The organism is Streptomyces sp. ATCC 21386 (assembly GCF_018728545.1).
Classification (GTDB): domain Bacteria; phylum Actinomycetota; class Actinomycetes; order Streptomycetales; family Streptomycetaceae; genus Streptomyces.
In genome coordinates this window covers 9,935,659-9,950,342 of the sequence record NZ_JAAVVL010000001.1, presented here as the reverse complement: position 1 = coordinate 9,950,342, position 14,684 = coordinate 9,935,659, and the positions used below count along the sequence as shown (strand labels likewise).

The window sequence follows — 14,684 nt, the reverse complement described above, 5'->3', positions numbered from 1 at the left end:
GTCCTGCTCTGCGACGTCCCCGGCAGCGCCCCCCGCCTCCACCACCTGGCGTCGGAGCTGTCGAGCGACCACCCCGCGACGGACGTACGGGTCGTCGAGTCCACCGACCCCAGCGCCCTGCCCGCCGAGGTCTACGAGACGTCCGACCTGATCGTCACGGCGGTCAGCGGCGGCCCGACGGCCCTGCTGGACGTGGACCGGCTGCGCCCCGGCACGATCGTCGTGGACGACTCCTTCCCGCACTGCTTCGACACCGGGCGGGCCCTGGAGCGGATGAGACGCGACAAGGACGTACTGATCGTGGGAGGCGGCCTGCTGGCCCTGGACACCACCGAGACCCACCTGTCACCGGACCTCCCGGCCGCCGCACTCACCGGCCACGCCACCGCCCGCACCCAGCACCACCTGGCGGTCCACCTCCCCGGCACCCTCGCCTCCTGCAGGCTGGAGTCCCTCCTCGACCACACGATCCCGCCGGAGACCCTGAACACCCTGAGCACGCTGAGCGCCCTGAAGCGGTCAGCCGAGGACGTGCCGTAGATAGGCCGTCGGGTCGGCGAGGTAGCGGCGCCAGTGGTCGACCAGGGCCAGGTCGTCCCAGGGGACGCGGCGCATGCCGTGGTCGCCGACCTCGATGATGTCCGCGCCGGGGAGCGCGGTCAGCAGCGGCGAGTGGGTGGCGCAGATGACCTGCCCGCCGTTCTTCACCAACTGGTCGACGTGGCCGAGGAGTTCGAGGCATGAGGTGAAAGACAGCGCCGCCTCTGGCTCGTCCATCACATACAGGCCGGGCTGGAGGAACTTCCCCCGGAACGCCGCGAGGAAGCCCTCGCCGTGGCTGACCGAGTCGGGGGCGAACCCTTCCCGGTCCAGCGCGTCGAGCGCTGTCTCCGCGCGCAGGAAGAAGCCCTTGCGCGCGCTCCAGCTGCCGAGCATGCGCCGACCGCGCGGGGCGGCGTCGAAGCGGACGCGTTCGCCGAGCACGGACTTGGGGCGGTGGGAGGCGTACCGCCAGTCGTGCGAACCGCCCCAGGAGTCCAGACCGAAGCCCTCGGCGAGGGCTTCGACGAGGGTCGACTTCCCCGAGCCGTTCTCCCCGACCAGGAAGGTCACCGGCGCGGTGAAGCGCAGACCGTCCGCCAGGAGTCCACGCACACAGGGCACCGACCAGGGCCACTCCCCGTGGTCCGCCCCTGCCCCACCCCGCTCGTCGCCCGGCTCCAGATATGCGTACGCGCGTTCGATAATCACTGTCCGAGTCTCCCACGGGGGCGCGGAACATCCCGGAAGACGGCCGCCGCACACGACGAAACCCCCGGGCCCGGGTGGGCCTGGGGGTTCGCGCCGTCGTGGAGCGAGCAACCGCCGTTACTCGGCGTCGACAGCCGCTGTCACTTGGTGTCGATCAGGCCGTGCGGCGGGACCTCGACCGTACGGGCGCCCTCGGTGCCGCCGAGGATCACCTTGCGCAGGGCGATGTTGTTCTTGTGGTTGGCCTCCTGGAGGCGGTTCTCCGGGTTGGCGATGACCTGGATGTAGTACGTGCCGTTCGGCAGATCCGTGATGTCGAAGGACTGGCCGGGACGGTACTGGGTGTACGTGTCGCCGGAGCCGACGTCCAGGACCTCACGGACGTTGATGGCGTCCTCGGAACCGCACGCGGTGGACAGGTCGGTGTTCTCCGGGTGCCAGTTGGCGTTCTTCACCGTGTAGTCGATGGCGTCGGTGTTGGCCAGGCAGAACGCCTCCTTGCCGGAGCGCACCTCCTTGGTCTGGTCGGCGCTCAGCAGGCGGTAGCTGGCGAAGTCCGTGAAGTGCCAGTGCTCGTGGCCCTCGCGCGGGTCCCACTCCATGGTGCCGGCGGGCGCGTAGCCGACCTGCTTGCCCTTGGCGTCGTAGAAGTACTGGTACGAGTCCATCAGGTCCGCGCCCGGCTTGCGGAAGCCGTCGACGACCAGGGGCGCGGGGCCGGCGTTCCAGACGTTGGCGCTGAAGGCCAGGTAGTCCTTGCCGGGCGCGTCGCCGTCCTCGCCGTCGGTGATGGCGATGTCCCAGGCGGGCAGCGACCGCAGGTCGGGCTTGGGGGTGTTCGCCGGGGCGCCCGCCTTGCCGGTGGGACGCTTGGGCGCGGCCTGCAGCGCGGGCGCGATGCGGGAGCCGTCGGTGTGGCCCTTGCCGTCGCCCAGGTGGTTCGCCAGGCCCCGGTCGACCAGGGCGTAGGGGAGCGCGGGCGGCGTCGGCGCGTCGGCGCCGCGCGGGCCGTAGTGGTGGTTGTCCGGGGCGGACTGTCCGGCCGTGGCGGACTGCGTGTCGTGGCCGGAACCGTGACCCGATCCGTGACCGCCGCCGTGACCGCTGTGCGAGGACTTCGACGGAGCCATGCCGCCCTCGCCGCCCTCTTCGGAGCGCTCCTCACGCACCGTCACCTTGATGGTCGGCCGGTCGTTGGGGATGCCGAACGCGTCGCGGTACTTCTTCGCGACCCCGACCTGGGCGGTGTACTCACCGGCCGGCAGGTCCACCGTTCTGTCGTAGTCCCAGCTGGTGGTGTTGGTGGCCCAGCCCTTCTCGATGCCCCACACCGAGCCCAGTGTCCACGGGTTGGTGGAACAGCTCTGCGGATAGTGGTTGGTGGAGGGGGCGTCCGGACGGATCCGGCCCGAGGCGTTGTTCGGGCAGAAGGTGTTCGCGGTCTTCACGACCTCCTCCCCGGCCGCGTTCTTGACCGACATCTCCAGGAAGCCCGTCAGCCCGGAGAAGTCGTCGACGAGCCCCTTCGGGAGCGTCTTCGTCGTGGTCTTCTTGCCGTCGCGCAGGATCTGCTTGGCGACGATCGGGTCCTTGTACGACTTCCGCGTCACCTTGAATTCCAGGGGCGCGTTGTCGACCGAGATGTAGGTCCCGAGCTGCAGTTGAACGCCGTTCTCCCACTCGTAGCGGGTCAGCGTCACGGATTTCGACGCGGCGATCAGCTTGAGCTGCGGCTTCCCGGACTTCGCGGCGGGCGCGGCACCGGCGCCGGGGGCCGCCCCGGCCACGGCGGCGACGACGGTGAGCGACGCCAGGGCGGCGAGGCCCGGACGCTTCAGGCGACGGCGACGGCCCTGACCGCCGGTGGGGCCGGTCGAGTCCGCCGCGGCGGTCGCGCCGGCCGGGTCGGTCGGGTCGGTCGGGCTGGAGGGGCTGGTCATCTGGCTGGTCATCGATTCCTCGTCTGCGAGTGCCCTGGTCAGGGGCATCGGACTGGACAGCCCACGGTCGACGGCCGATCCGTCGGCCCGCCGTGCGGATGCACCCCCACGCATCCCGGGCCGGCCACGCTCGATCCGCTCTTCTGTGAGCAATATGAGAGATCGGTAAATGCGGTGCCAGGGTTGCCTGTTGGGAGGGAATTTCACGGAAGGCGTGGTGAGCACGGCTCAAACACACGCCCGCGTATCCCTGCGGAACCGGCCCCAAGTCCCCCGGGAATCCACGCAGGAGCATCACACAGCCTGCACACAGCTCTGAGAATGCCTCGTTAGCGTTGCTCACCGCTCGATCCGCTCGATCCCGCGTGCGAACGTGCTGTGACCGGGCCGCGGCCCGGCGGGTCGACGGCATGCCCACACAGGAAGACCCTCGATGGACTACTGCTCCTCATGTCGACGACATCTCAACGGCGCCCTCGTGTGCCCGGGTTGCGGCGCCTACGCGCCCGACATAGCCCCGGCCACGATCGACAGCCGGGTCGACCCGTCCCGCCCCACCGGGACGACGACCGCGCCGCTGATGATCCCGATGCCGCCGACGACACCGGCGGCACAGGTGCTTCCGGCGCCGACGTGGGAGTACGGCGCGGGCGACGAGGGGTGGCACGGCGGGGCACCGGCGGACGGGTCCACCACGGCGGACGCCCTCCCGCGGGAGGGGTACGCGGACGGCGCATACGCGGACGACGCGTACGCGAAGGATGGGTTCGCCGACGACGGTGACGCCGGTGACCTGAGCGGTGCGGACAGCGCGCACGGTGTGGACGGCGTCGACGGTGTCGGCGATGTGGGCGTCGAGGGTGTTCCCGTGGCACCGCGAGGGCGGGCCGCGCGGCGGCGTCAGCTGGCGCGGTGGAAGAAGAACCAGCGCCGGGCCGTCGTCGCGACCGCCGTCGCGCTGGTCGGCGGCGGTCTGACCGTCATGAGCATGGACCGGCAGTCCACCGACCGCACCCAGGCGGCCACCGCCCCGGACGCCGAGAGCCTCGGCTCCGTCGAGGAGCAGGGCTCGCAGCGCGGCCGTACGTCGACGCCGGAGACCGACGACGTACGACGCACCCCGGACGCCTCCACCCCGTGGACCCCGTCCGGCGACCCCGCACGGGACCGCTCCACCGCCAGCCGGTCGAACTCCCGTGCCGAACAGCCCAATTCCGCCCGTACGGACTCGGCCACGCCGGCGGCCCAGGAGGCGCGGACCGGCACCTCCGGCGCAGGCAGGTCGACCGCCGACGACGCCACCCCGTCGGACGGGACGACCACACCGCCGGCCACCGGCGGCTCCGGCTCCTCGGAGACGGGCACGGGCGCGGGATCGGGGTCGGGGTCGGGGTCGGGGTCGGGGTCAGGTTCCGGCTCGGACACCGGCAACGGAGGCGGCACCGGCACCGGTTCGGAAGCCGGAAGCGGCTCGGACACGGGCTCCGGTTCGGGCACGGGCGGGTCGGACGGTTCGAGCTCCGACACGGCGACGACGTCCCCTTCGGGCCTCTGCCTGCTCGGCATCGTCTGCGTGAACTGAACCCCGCGCGCCTGCCCACACCCCTGCACGCACGTCCGATGGCCGAGGGCCGCCCGCTCGGCAGCGGTCGGCCCTCGGCCATCGGGCGTGGCCAGGTACGCACCCCGCACCCCGCACCCCACCACCCGCACGTCCGCGAGGCGGCGGCGATCACTCGCCGCTATCCTCTGGGCGCCCGATGGGGCCCCAACTCCGCCAGGACGTCGGCGAGTTGAGCGGCGTCCAAGGCGGGCTCGGGCAAGGTCGGCGACGGCCGGGTGTCCGTGGGCCCCGGAGGGCGCAGGCCGTCGAGGAGGAGGGTGAGGGGGCGGCGCCAGGCGTCGGGGGTGGTGACGGCGGTGAGGGCGGGGACGGCGCGGCCGAGGGCGGCGAGGGCGAAGAGGACGTCCTCGGTGGTGACATCGGCCCGGACCGTGCCCTCCTCGCGGCCGCGCCGCAGCAGGGACTCGATGGTCTGCCGATTGTGCTCGTGGACGTCCTCCAGGGTGTCCACGCCCGGTACGCGCGTGGTCATGAGGTCGTTCGTGCCCCGGTCGGCGGCGAGCGTGTCGAAGACCGCGCCGAGGTACTCGGTCAGCCCGGTCCAGGCGTCCGGCGCGTCCCGAACCCGGTCCCCGACGGCCATCGTGCCCGCGAGCTGGTCGTGGAAGACGGCGTCGATGAGGGCGGCGCGGCTGGGGAAGTGCCGGTACAGCGTCGCGTTCCCGACGCCGGCCCTACGGGCGATCACATCCAGCGGCGCTTCGAGCCCCTGCTCGGTGAACACCTCGTGAGCCGCAGCCACCAGCAACTCCCGATTCCGCCGCGCATCCCGCCGCCGCACCGGCGACGCCCCACGCCCTACCTCACCGCCCATCCCACTCCCGCTCCTCCACACCACCCGACCACGCCCCCGCGAGACGGATCCTCGGCGCCGGAGCCCCGGCACCACGTCCCCGGTACCGAGTCCACGATGCTATCGCCGAGCCGGCGGGCAGGGACCAGGTCCTCGCTACGCGGCGAGGGAGGACGGGGCCCGGCGGGGTGCGGGGCGGTCCAGATGGACCACGGCAGAGGCGTAGAAGCGGTGCACGGCGTCATCGACGCTGCGGATGAAGCCGGACTCGGCGTTGCCACGGGTGCTGCCCATGCCTTTGAAGAGGGAGAGCCGGAAGCCGGTGATCCGCGCGCCGTTCGCCGGGAGCAGGTCCGCCGGTTCGGGGCGGAGCCGTTCCAGCGTGCCCCGGGGGCCGCCGGTCTCCCCCTCGACGAGGGTCTCGACATGAAGGTCCGCGGGCGCCTCGGCCAGCCGCTTGACCAGACGCTTGGCCCAGTTGAGCGGGTATCCCTGTTCGGGCGCCGGGATCTCGATGGACGTGCGCAGCTTGCCCGTCCGCAGGTCGGCGCTGAGCGCGAGGACCCCCGGTGTGCCCTCGATCCGCAGTTCCGACCGCAAGGTCCCGCGCAGGCACAGCTCGTCGGCCATCTGCGCGCGGCGGGCCCCGGGGTCCGTGCCACGCTTGGCGCGGCGGACCGGGAGGACCTTCTGCCCGAGTTCACCGCCCAGGCCCAGGCACACCTGCCGGATCAGCCGCTCCCAGCTCTCGACGACCTCCAGTGTGCGCGGGTCGCCCTGGCAGAGGGTCTCGTCGTCGATGCCGTTGCGTACGGGGACCCAGGCCGCGCCCATGTTCTGGAAGCCGTGGCAGCCGGAGTTCTCGTGCTGGAGGTAGTGGAGGAGTTCCTTGAGGAGCCAGGCGTGCGCGCTGTTTCCGACGCCTTCGTGCCGGATGAGCATCTGTGCCTGGTGGGTGACCTCGGCCCAGGACAGATGCCAGAGGGCCACCTTGTGCTTGCGCCGGCCGTCGATCTTGACGTCGACGAGCGGACTGCCCTCCAGAGCGACGTCGTTGGACAGGGTGATCACGGCCTCGTAGCCACGGCGCGCGGCAATGTCCATGTACGCCTGCACCTGCTCGGCCCTGAGGGCGTTCCCGTTGGTCTTGGTCTCCACCAGCGCCGTCCACAGCTTGCCGGCCCGCTCGACCCGGATCACCCCGTCCGGACGCCTCGGTGTCTCCCCGTGCGGCAGCGCGACCTCGGTGAACGTCTCCATCCGGCCCGCCGGGGCCCCGAAAGCGGCGGTCAGCCTCCTGCCGAACTCGGGCACCTGTGCCATCACCGAGAGGAGCACCGAGGTGGCCCGCATCTCACGGTCCCGGTCGCTCTTCAGCGCGGAGACCGGGAAGAGCCGGGCCTGCTTCCAGGAGTCGTTCTCCGCGAGGGACTTCCGCACCACCTTGGGCAGCGTCACCTTCTTCTTGGCCGTACGGGGCCGCGCGGACGCCTTCTTCGACTCCACGGGCTCCGCCGGCCCCGTGGACGCCGTCCGCGCCGACGGGTCCGCCGACTCGGTGCCCGCGCCCGGTTGTCGCGGTGCGGGGACGGCGGGGAGGCCCGCCGCATGGGGTTCCCGCTCCACCGGCATGACCGAGGCCGAAGGGGCCGCGTCCCCGCCTTCCGCCCCGGCCACGTGGCCTGCCGTGACGTCGGCCGCAGCCGGGCCGCCCGCGTCCTCGTGCCGCGCGTCTGCGGCGCTCGCCGTGCAGTCGTCGGCGTCCTCACCCGTGGCGTCCGCGCCGGTGTCGTCGTCACCGGCGTCGTCGTCGATGTCGACGCCGAAGTCCGTCGCGAGACCGGCCAGACCGGTGTCGTAGCCCTGACCCACGGCCCTGAACTTCCACTCGCCTGCCCGCCGGTACAACTCCCCGAAGATGAACGCGCTCACCGATCCGGCGTCGTCGATCGCGAAACGGAGCAGCCCTTCGCCGGAGCCGTCGGCCAACGTCACCCGCAGATCGTCGAGTTCGCCGAAGCGCGCGTCCTCGTACCGGCTCGCGGCGACGACGATGCGCTCGACGTCCTCAGGGATCGCCGTCAGGTCGAAGACGATCTGGTCCTCGCTGCCCTCCCCGGCGGGCTTCTTGCCCAGGAGCTGCACACTGCCGTCGGCGGCCACGGGGTTGTTGTAGAAGTAGAAGTCGCTGTCGCCGCGCACCTTCCCGTGCTCGCCCAACAGCATCACCGAGACGTCCGCGTCGCCCTCACCGGTCGAACTCGCCCATCCCAGCGTCACGCTCACCGAGTCGACGTTGTCGCTCAGCGCCGCCAACCCCACGTTGGCGCCCTTGACCATCTCGTGCATCGAACCCCCAGTCCCCGCACACAGGCATGCCGGACCCCCTGCGCCCGCCACCCACTCCCTGTGTGACATGTCGCACACTCAGCGCAGGCGAAACTCTAGTGCGCCACGCGCCGACATACGCCGATCCGTCGGAAACCGTCCCTTCCGAGGCCCCGGGCGATCACCCCGCGCCCCGCACCGGGAGACGCCCGCCGCCGGGGCCGGGGGCGGGCCCGGGTGGAGTGACCGGGTGCGGGTGCTGACGGTTGGGTTCCGGGACACGGGGACCGGATCCGGGAGATCTCACGAGTAGACGATCGGGCAGCCCCGGCGGATCGAGTGTTGGGCCGCGCGCAGGTAGACGGCCACGTAGAAGGCCATGTCGAGGTCCTCGGCCCACGGTCCCGGCCGGGTCGCGGCGAGCTGTTTCGCCTGTCCGTCCAGGAACCACGTGGTCAGGTCCAGGTTGTCGCACATCTCCGGTGTCTCGGGCGGCAGCTCGACGGCCTCCGCGAGCCGCTGAGCGAGAGCCAGGACCTGCGGGGCGCCGGCCACCATGGTCGACTCCGCGAAGCTGGACTCGACACCGTCCAGCCAGACGTCCTCCTCCAGCGAGAGCGGCACGAGCACCGTCCAGCCGCACAGGGTCTCCACCTCCTCGCGCGTGAGGTGGGCTTCGCAGAGCCGCATGAACCCGTCCATCGGCGGGACGAGCTTCTCCTCGAAGTCGAGCCCCGCGCCCCGCACGAAGGGCGCGCGCACGGGCCTCGCCGCGGGCACGGGCTCGTAGGCCGGCAGTCCCCGCCGCGCCAGCTCCTCGTTCAACGCCGTGGCGACCAGACCCCGCCCCTCCTCCTCGTAGTCCCCCTCCCCCTCACCGAACCATTCCTCCGCGTCCACGCTCACCAGATAGATGCCCATGGCCGGAAAATAGTGCCCACCACTGACATCGCCGGGAGGGGTGTGGCCCCCGTGGCCTCGCGTGACGCAACCAATCCCCGCGCACACGCGTCCCCTTCGTCGCGTTCGCGTTCGCGTTCGCGCTCACGTTCATCGCGTGCGCGTTCGTCGCGCGGAACCCGCCGTCCTCGGCCACCAGCACAGAGAGCGAGCAACGACCATGCTCATCCTCATCCTGTCCGTCGTCCTCCTGCTCGCCCTCGGTGGCATCGTCTGCGTCTACTGGACGGCACGAGGCGATGCCCCACGCTGGGCACGCGGTGTGGCCAGAACGACCGACGTCGCGAGCGACGTGCTGCTCCGCGCGAACAAGTCCAACTCCGGGAACAACAACAACACGGACAACGCCTGAGGCGCCGCGCGCCTGCCGCGCAACTCCCGAGCCGTCCTGCGAGTCGTTCTCTCCAGAGGGATGCGAAGGGGGAGCGCGTGGCCGGTGTGCGGGGTGTTCGGGGTGGCGGGGCGACCGGTGCGGCGCATCAGGTCGCCTCTTTCATGCGGGAGCTGACGGCGGAGGAGCCCGCGCCGAGGGCTGCCGCCGTGAAGGGGCTCGGGCGGGTGGGCCGTTGGGCCGCCGAGTACGGGGACGTCGTCGCCGGGGTCGGTGCGGCCGTCATCGGCATGGCCGGGGACACGGACGCCCCGGTGCGGGCCGCGGTCGCGGATGCGCTCGGGTGGCTGGGGCCGCTCGGCGGTGACGACGCCGGTGCCGTGGTCGTCACGTTGATGGGGGACACGGACACGCGCGTACGACGGCGGGCGTCGCTCGCGGCCGAACGGCTGGCGCTGACCGGGCCGGACGTCACGGCGGCCTTCCGGCGGCTTCTGGACGACGCCGACTGGCATCTGCGGCTCAACGGGCTGCTCGGACTGCGCGATCGGGGCGAGGACGCCGAACCTGCCGTACTCGTACGGTTGTTGGGGGACGCCGATCCGTACGTCTGGGGCCCGGCGCGGGCGGCCCTCTACGCCTCCCTGAGCCGGCGCCCCGTGCTCGACGAGGTGAAACGCGCCGCCCGGCACGGTCATGGCCTCGCCCGCGCACGCGCGTTGGAGATGCTGCCCGAGCGGCACGTCCGCGAGCTGCGCGACTCTCTCCTCGACGGACTGCGCGACGCGTGCCCCGAGGTGCGCGAGGTGGCGGCCGGGCTCCTCGCCGGCGGGCTGCGCGGCCCGGCCGACGCGCTGCTGTCACCGCTGGGCCTGTCCGGGGCGGTCGACTCGCTCTTCTCCGCGATGCGGCGGTACGGCGCGGCGGAGTCGCTCCTGCCGGTCCTGCGACCGTCGGCGACCGCCGACGCGCTCCTCGCGGCGCTGGAGGCCGAGACCGACGCGGACGTCGCCGCCCGGCTCCTCGGCGTGCTCGGGCGGTGGGGGGACGTCCGGGCCGTGCCCGCGGCCGTACGATGGCTCGACCACCCGGACGCGGCCGCCGGTGCCGTTCTGGCGCTCGCCGACATCGGGACACCGACGGCGGTCCGGTCGGTCAGGGCCGTGATCGTCTCGACCGCCGGCCCCGACCTGGGGCCGGGTCTCGGTCACCCTTACGTGCGGGCGACCGCCGCCACCGCGTACGGCAGGCTGGCGCCCCCGGATGCCACCGAGACGCTGCTGCCGCTGCTGCGCGACCCCGACCAGCGGGTACGGGCCGGGGCCGTGGACGGCTTGCGGCGGTTGGGCGAGCGCGGACTGCCGAGCCGGGAGCGGGACGCCGTGGGCGCGGCCCTGCTGGAGCTCCTCACCAGCGACGAGCCGACCCTCTGGCACACCGGCAACGCGCTCTCCGAGTACCCCGAGACCCTCCCCGCCGTACGCCGCCTGATCGACCACCCGTCCGGGGAGGTCAGGGCGACCGTCCTGAGGCTCCTGGACGAGGACGACGACACCGACGTGGCCCTCCTCCTCGCCCACCTCCACGATCCGTCCGAGCCCGCCCGCTACCAGGCCCTCTGGGGGATCGACCGCTACGTCGCCACGTACGGGCAGCTCCCCGAAGCCGCCGCGACCGACGCCACCGACGCGATCGGCGCCACCGACGTGGCCGACATGGCCGACACGACCGACGCGACCGCCGCAGCCCCCGGCCCGACCCGCTCGCCGTGATCACCGCGCTCGCGCAGTCGCCCTCTTCTCGAATCCGGTACGCGGCGAACCGCATCCTCGACCGAATGGCGTGAGGCCGGCTCGACATCCCTCGTCGAACCGGCCTCATCGCACGTCGTCGCCGTCCGCCGGCGCCGGCGGTCAGTCCGTGCCGGACTCCATCGCCGCGCGGTCCAGCAGCGCGTCCTCCTCCGAGACCTCGCCGCGGGAGGCGATGGCCTCCGCGCCGCCCTGGGGAAGCTCCGGCATGGTGCCGATCAGGCCGGTGGCGGCGGCCTGGGAGGCGCCGACGGTGGGGCTGCCGGTGCCGATCAGGCCGAGGCCCGCGTACTGCTCCAGCTTGGCGCGCGAGTCGGCGATGTCGAGGTTGCGCATGGTGAGCTGGCCGATCCGGTCGACCGGGCCGAAGGCCGAGTCCTCGGTGCGCTCCATGGACAGCTTGTCCGGGTGGTACGAGAACGCCGGGCCCGTGGTGTCGAGGATCGAGTAGTCCTCGCCGCGCCGCAGGCGGAGGGTGACCTCACCGGTGACCGCCGCGCCGACCCAGCGCTGCAGCGACTCCCGGATCATCAGCGCCTGCGGGTCCAGCCAGCGGCCCTCGTACATGAGGCGGCCGAGGCGACGGCCCTCGGAGTGGTACTGGGCGAGGGTGTCCTCGTTGTGGATGGCGTTGACGAGGCGCTCGTACGCGGCGTGCAGGAGGGCCATGCCGGGGGCCTCGTAGATGCCGCGGCTCTTGGCCTCGATGATGCGGTTCTCGATCTGGTCGGACATGCCGAGGCCGTGGCGGCCGCCGATGGCGTTGGCCTCCATCACCAGGTCGACGGCGGAGGCGAACTCCTTGCCGTTGATGGTGACCGGACGGCCCTGGTCGAAGCCGATCGTCACGTCCTCGGTGGCGATCTCGACCTCGGGGTCCCAGAACCGGACGCCCATGATCGGCTGCACGGTCTCGACGCCGGTGTCCAGGTGCTCCAGGGTCTTGGCCTCGTGAGTGGCGCCCCAGATGTTGGCGTCGGTGGAGTACGCCTTCTCCGTCGAGTCCCGGTACGGCAGCTGGTGCGCGACCAGCCACTCGGACATCTCCTTGCGGCCACCGAGCTCGGTGACGAAGTGGGCGTCCAGCCAGGGCTTGTAGATCCTGAGGTGCGGGTTGGCGAGCAGGCCGTAGCGGTAGAACCGCTCGATGTCGTTGCCCTTGAAGGTCGAACCGTCGCCCCAGATCTGGACGTCGTCCTCCAGCATCGCCCGGACCAGCAGGGTGCCGGTGACGGCACGGCCGAGGGGGGTCGTGTTGAAGTAGGCACGCCCGCCGGAGCGGATGTGGAACGCGCCGCAGGTCAGCGCGGCCAGGCCCTCCTCGACCAGCGCGGCACGGCAGTCGACCAGGCGCGCGATCTCGGCACCGTAGGTCTTCGCGCGGCCGGGCACCGAGGCGATGTCGGGCTCGTCGTACTGGCCGATGTCAGCCGTGTAGGTGCAGGGGACGGCACCCTTGTCACGCATCCACGCGACGGCGACCGAGGTGTCGAGCCCGCCCGAGAAGGCGATGCCGACGCGCTCGCCGGCCGGAAGAGAGGTGAGGACCTTGGACATAGAAATTATTATGCATGGCAATGCATGATCATGCAAAGCGTCCGGTGACGGCCCTCACGTCCGACGACTCCCGCTCCCCACGGCGTTCACGCCCCGAGTTCGGTGAAGAGGGTCAGCTGGAGGGCGCCGGGGGCTTCGAGGCGGGAGTTCAGCGAGTTCCAGGGGGTCCGGGTCGGCTCGGCGATCACCTCGGCGCCGGCCGCCGCCAGCCTCGCCGTGGTCGCGGTCGAGTCGTCCACCTCGAAGGCGACCCGGATGTGGCCGGCCACGCGGCGGCCCACCTCCACCTCGTCGATGAACTCCGCGTGCTTCGGGTCGGTGATCTCCAGCGTCGCCCGCCCCGCTTCGAGGATCGACACCCGCCCGCCCTCGGACGAGAACGCCGCCCGCTCGGGCAACCCCAGCACGTCTCGGTAGAAGTGCAGCGCGGCCTCGTAGTCGGCGGCGGTGACGACCAGCCGGAGTTCGCGGACGGCGGGTTCCTCGGACATGACAGCTCCTGGCGGGGTTCGGGGCCGGCTGGGGGCCGGGGCCCGTCGGCAGGCAGACGGGCCCCGGCCACAGTTCAGTGCAGGTCAGTGCAGGTCAGGTCAGGTCAGGTCAGGTCAGGTCAGGTGAGCCAGGTGCCCGCCGCGCACGCGGAGGCGGTGACCCACTGGTGGGACCTGATGTTGTCGTTCACGACCGCCCCGGACTGGTATGTGTTGTCCGTGAGATTGTCGGCCCACAGCTCTCCCGGGGCGAGACAGACGTAGCCGAACCGGGACTGGTAGTCCTTCTCGGCGTAGAAGGCGACGACGTCCTTGCCTCCGAGGAACCCGCTGTTCATCACGGAGGACGGCGCGAGGTGGTCCGGTGAGTTGAACACCCCCTCATTCCCGCTGTCGCCCCAGAAGCGGTCGTTCCCCGGTGTCGTGCCGAGGAGGATGCCCTGGCAGCCCCAGTCCTGCCAGACCCTCAGATTGCCGTCCCGGCTGTTCGGCCACTCCTCCCCGCAGACGCTCTCGTCCGCCGACGTGGCGGACGCGGTCGGTGCTCCGAGTCCGAGGGAGGCCAGGGCGATGACGACGGCGGCGGCGGCTATGGCTGGTCTGCGCATGTGTACTCCTTGGTGGGGTCAGGCCCGTGGGCCGACGATCTTCCGGGCGAGGTCCAGCGCCCGGTGCTGGAGCCGGGTGTAGGTGTCGAGCTCTTCGCCGTAGCGGTCGCGCAACTGGTCGAGGTAGTGGCTCTCGCGCTCCTCGCCGATGGAGCGGAGGTCGGCGTCCCGGGCGCAGGTCGCGTCGGCCACGGCGAGCTTCTTCTCCGCCTCGAAGACCCCGGGCTCGGTCACCCGGTCGGACCGCGCGATGGCCGCCCGCCGGGAGGCACCCGGGTCCTCGTAGTCGTGTCCCGCCCGCTTCATACAGCGGGACCAGACGTCCAGCGCCGCCGAGAAGCGCCGGTCGGCCAGCACCTTGGGGACGTAGAGCGACCGGAGGTGGCCGGAGACCTTCTCCGCGCGGAACCATTCCCGGGGGTCCCCGTACAGCTTCTTCTCGGACTCGGCCACGCAACCGCCCAGGCGCTTGCGCACCGTGCCGCCGCCACCGGGAATCTCGACGCTGATCACCGGCGCGTCGATCCCGCCGTCGAGCGCCAGGTCGTAGGCCGTGCGGCGCTCCTCAGGGAGACGCTTGCGGTAGGCGAGGTTGGGGTTGGCGGCGCGGGCGACGGCCTCCTCGACCTGGAGGCGACTGCCGTAGCCGTACGTGCGGGCCCAGTCGACGTCGTCCAGCACATAGCCGAGGGTGCGGCTCTTCGCCAGACTGAGCCGCTCGGCCTCCCAGAACTCGAAGCCCTGCCGACGCATGCAGCCGCCGATCAGGCGTTGCTGCGCGTCCGAGATCCGCAGCTGCTCGGCCTCGGTCAACTGCCGTGCGGGGCGCGCCTCCTGACGTTCCGTACCCGCCGGAGAGGGCTGGGCGCCGGCGCAGCCGGTGATGACGGCGGACACGAGGAGCAAGCTGATCGCGGCCTTGCGCATGACGTCCTCTCGCGTGGGGGCGTGAAGGAGGGTGCGAGCGGAGGGCGGGTCGGCTCCGGTGCG

The 14,684-nt window shown here is 72.0% G+C and carries 12 protein-coding genes and 1 pseudogene; 4 read left to right on the top strand and 9 right to left on the bottom strand.

Annotation, left to right across the window (positions count from 1 at the left end):
* Nucleotides 1–540: pseudogene (locus GWK25_RS42855) on the top strand (hypothetical protein); the annotation flags it as partial.
* Here GWK25_RS42855 and GWK25_RS42850 read toward each other — a convergent pair.
* Both GWK25_RS42850 and GWK25_RS42845 read right to left on the bottom strand, forming a co-directional pair.
* Entirely contained in the window at nucleotides 520–1,251 is a 732-nt protein-coding gene (locus GWK25_RS42850) for an AAA family ATPase (protein WP_374200685.1), read from the bottom strand. The pseudogene GWK25_RS42855 and the gene GWK25_RS42850 sit on opposite strands and share 21 nt — an antisense overlap.
* Before the next feature lie 140 nt (nucleotides 1,252–1,391).
* Nucleotides 1,392–3,203 carry a lysyl oxidase family protein gene (locus GWK25_RS42845; RefSeq protein ID WP_215457093.1) on the bottom strand — a complete coding sequence of 604 codons (1,812 nt, stop codon included), beginning with the start codon at nucleotides 3,201–3,203 and terminating at the stop codon, nucleotides 1,392–1,394.
* 421 nt (nucleotides 3,204–3,624) lie between these two features.
* Here GWK25_RS42845 and GWK25_RS42840 point away from each other — a divergent pair, with 421 nt between their 5' ends.
* Complete coding sequence (locus GWK25_RS42840; protein ID WP_215457092.1) at nucleotides 3,625–4,773, top strand: hypothetical protein; 1,149 nt, start codon at nucleotides 3,625–3,627, stop codon at nucleotides 4,771–4,773.
* 160 nt (nucleotides 4,774–4,933) lie between these two features.
* On the opposite strand, the gene GWK25_RS42835 is transcribed toward GWK25_RS42840, so the two are convergent.
* The 3 genes from GWK25_RS42835 to GWK25_RS42825 form a co-directional block, all read right to left on the bottom strand.
* Complete coding sequence (locus tag GWK25_RS42835) at nucleotides 4,934–5,629, bottom strand: TetR/AcrR family transcriptional regulator (protein WP_215457091.1); 696 nt, start codon at nucleotides 5,627–5,629, stop codon at nucleotides 4,934–4,936.
* 135 nt (nucleotides 5,630–5,764) lie between these two features.
* A complete protein-coding gene (locus GWK25_RS42830) occupies nucleotides 5,765–7,957 on the bottom strand; it encodes a TerD family protein (RefSeq protein WP_215457090.1) in 2,193 nt (730 codons plus the stop codon).
* 282 nt (nucleotides 7,958–8,239) lie between these two features.
* Nucleotides 8,240–8,857 carry a hypothetical protein gene (locus GWK25_RS42825; protein WP_215457089.1) on the bottom strand — a complete coding sequence of 206 codons (618 nt, stop codon included), beginning with the start codon at nucleotides 8,855–8,857 and terminating at the stop codon, nucleotides 8,240–8,242.
* A gap of 136 nt (nucleotides 8,858–8,993) precedes the next feature.
* On the opposite strand from GWK25_RS42825, the gene GWK25_RS42820 reads away from it, so the two are divergent.
* Nucleotides 8,994–9,248 (top strand): hypothetical protein, encoded by a 255-nt coding sequence (locus tag GWK25_RS42820; RefSeq protein ID WP_251829289.1) that lies wholly within the window; start codon nucleotides 8,994–8,996, stop codon nucleotides 9,246–9,248.
* Nucleotides 9,249–9,391: 143 nt separating this feature from the next.
* Nucleotides 9,392–10,999: a HEAT repeat domain-containing protein gene (locus GWK25_RS42815; protein ID WP_215457088.1), complete on the top strand. Its 1,608-nt coding sequence runs from the start codon at nucleotides 9,392–9,394 to the stop codon at nucleotides 10,997–10,999.
* Nucleotides 11,000–11,140: 141 nt separating this feature from the next.
* On the opposite strand, the gene argG is transcribed toward GWK25_RS42815, so the two are convergent.
* The 4 genes from argG to GWK25_RS42795 form a co-directional block, all read right to left on the bottom strand.
* Complete coding sequence (gene argG / locus GWK25_RS42810; protein ID WP_184906118.1) at nucleotides 11,141–12,595, bottom strand: argininosuccinate synthase; 1,455 nt, start codon at nucleotides 12,593–12,595, stop codon at nucleotides 11,141–11,143.
* 86 nt (nucleotides 12,596–12,681) lie between these two features.
* On the bottom strand, nucleotides 12,682–13,086 hold the full coding sequence (locus GWK25_RS42805) for a VOC family protein (protein WP_215457087.1): 405 nt from the start codon (nucleotides 13,084–13,086) through the stop codon (nucleotides 12,682–12,684).
* A 119-nt stretch (nucleotides 13,087–13,205) separates the two neighbouring features.
* On the bottom strand, nucleotides 13,206–13,694 hold the full coding sequence (locus tag GWK25_RS42800; RefSeq protein WP_215457086.1) for a hypothetical protein: 489 nt from the start codon (nucleotides 13,692–13,694) through the stop codon (nucleotides 13,206–13,208).
* An 18-nt stretch (nucleotides 13,695–13,712) separates the two neighbouring features.
* Nucleotides 13,713–14,621: a hypothetical protein gene (locus tag GWK25_RS42795; RefSeq protein WP_215457085.1), complete on the bottom strand. Its 909-nt coding sequence runs from the start codon at nucleotides 14,619–14,621 to the stop codon at nucleotides 13,713–13,715.
* Between the last annotated feature and the right edge of the window lie 63 nt (nucleotides 14,622–14,684).